We start from the raw sequence: 1,619 nt of genomic DNA on the forward strand, positions 1-1,619 counted from the left end.
ACATGAGTTCGTGTTATTCGATGACGAACTCACTGTTATCGCCTTTCCCCTCGCCGATATTGCCTGACCGCCGGGGTTCGGGCCAAGTGTTGGTCATCGGCAAACGCAACACCGCAGACGCCGCCCACCAACACCACGAACCGCGACACCCGCATCATCACATTCACCCTCGTCCCAAGCGACACCATCAACCCAAAAGGACTTTTCAAATGACCATCGCATCCACCCTGAAAACCGCCGCTCTCGCCCTCGCCATCGCCCTGCCCGTCGCAGGCGCTGCCGCCGCCGGTGGCTCTTATGTCAACGTTCAGCAGTACGGCTACGGCAACGCCGCCGGTGGCGCTCAGACCGGCTGGTACAATGACATGACCATCTACCAGGACGGCGCATGGAACACCGCCATCGCCACCCAGGACGGCCACTGGAACCAGACCGTGATCGGCCAGCAGGGCTGGGGCAACTCCGCCTCCTCCTCGACCTACGGCTCCGGCAACGTCACCGGTGTGGCCCAGATCGGCGCAGGCAACAGCGCAGACACCACCCAGTGGGGCAACGGCAACGCCGTCGGCGTGATCCAGGTCGGCAACGGCAACTCCGCCTCCTCCACGCAGGTCGGCCATGGCAACGTCGCGGTGATCGTCCAGAACTGATCCCGACCGGCCCGCGGGGGGCTCTCTCCCTCGCTTCCCCCCCCGCGGGCCTCCCATTTCCGGCCATCCCTACAGGCCACCAACCCAAGGACCAGACCCATGACCCTCCCCCTTTCCCCTCGCCGGTTCCTTCCCGCGGCCCTGATCCTGGCCGGGGCGGGTCTCGCCGCAGCCTGCACCACCGCCTCGGTCGCGCAGGAAACCGCCGCCCCCTTCGCCTGCCAGATCTCGGTCGAGGACACCGGCCGCGCCACCGCCTTCCGCGGCCTCGTGCAGGCCAATGAGAGCCTCTCGGGCAGCTACAGCTTCTCCCTTGCCGGTCGCGGCACCAATATCCGCCAGGGCGGCGCCTTCACCGCCCGCGCCGGCGAGACCGTCACCCTCGGCCAGTCGATGCTGTCAGGCGATGCCGCCGATTACGACGCCAGCCTGAGCCTGACCGTGAACGGCGAGACCTATCGCTGCCGCGCCGTCGAGACCGAGCTCTGAGCCCCCGGAAAAGATTGAACCCCCTTATTAGTGTAATCGACACACATTCAGAACCCCACAGATAGACCCAAAGGAATAAACCCATGATCCGCAAGACCCTCACCGCAGCCGCCCTCGCCCTCACCACCCTGGCCGCCCCCATGGCCATGGCCGGAGGCACCATCTCCTTCGAGGTGAACCCCACCAATGCCGATGAAGCCAACGCCATCCGCTTCGGCCTCGCCCTCTACCAGATCGTCAATGGCGCCGACCCCGCCCATGTCTACCAGAACGGCAACGGCAACGGCGCAGGCATCGGCCAGTCCGGCGGCGGCAACACCGGAATCGTCCACCAGGAAGGCAACGGCCACCACGGAACCCTCGCCCAGAACGGCTGCGACAGCTACGGCATCTTCCAGTTCGGAAACGGCGCAAACGCAAACGTCGCTCAGGGCAACGGATGCCAGACAGGACTCCTCTTCCAGTTCGGTCTCGACTGAG

3 protein-coding genes are annotated in these 1,619 nt (G+C 65.5%); all 3 read left to right on the forward strand.

Features of this window, described 5'->3' with window-relative positions:
* The first annotated feature begins 209 nt into the window (after window positions 1-209).
* The 3 genes from BKY26_RS19725 to BKY26_RS19735 all read left to right on the forward strand — a co-directional run bounded on the left by BKY26_RS19725 (window position 210) and on the right by BKY26_RS19735 (window position 1,618).
* A complete protein-coding gene (locus BKY26_RS19725; protein ID WP_071692071.1) occupies window positions 210-650 on the forward strand; it encodes a hypothetical protein in 441 nt (146 codons plus the stop codon).
* A gap of 99 nt (window positions 651-749) precedes the next feature.
* Window positions 750-1,139, forward strand: coding sequence for a curli-like amyloid fiber formation chaperone CsgH (gene csgH / locus BKY26_RS19730; protein ID WP_071692072.1), 390 nt, complete (start codon window positions 750-752; stop codon window positions 1,137-1,139).
* An 83-nt stretch (window positions 1,140-1,222) separates the two neighbouring features.
* Window positions 1,223-1,618: a hypothetical protein gene (locus BKY26_RS19735; protein WP_071692073.1), complete on the forward strand. Its 396-nt coding sequence runs from the start codon at window positions 1,223-1,225 to the stop codon at window positions 1,616-1,618.
* Window position 1,619: the final 1 nt, after the last annotated feature.

The sequence above is a fragment of the Nioella sediminis genome (assembly GCF_001879695.1).
In the GTDB taxonomy this organism is placed as follows: Bacteria; Pseudomonadota; Alphaproteobacteria; order Rhodobacterales; family Rhodobacteraceae; genus Nioella; species Nioella sediminis.

Bases quoted from the DNA above. Each gene is read 5' to 3' on its own strand.
- BKY26_RS19725 (WP_071692071.1), top strand. From the start codon at position 210: ATGACCATCGCATCCACCCTGAAAACCGCCGCTCTCGCCCTCGCCATC.
- csgH (WP_071692072.1), top strand. From the start codon at position 750: ATGACCCTCCCCCTTTCCCCTCGCCGGTTCCTTCCCGCGGCCCTGATC.
- BKY26_RS19735 (WP_071692073.1), top strand. From the start codon at position 1,223: ATGATCCGCAAGACCCTCACCGCAGCCGCCCTCGCCCTCACCACCCTG.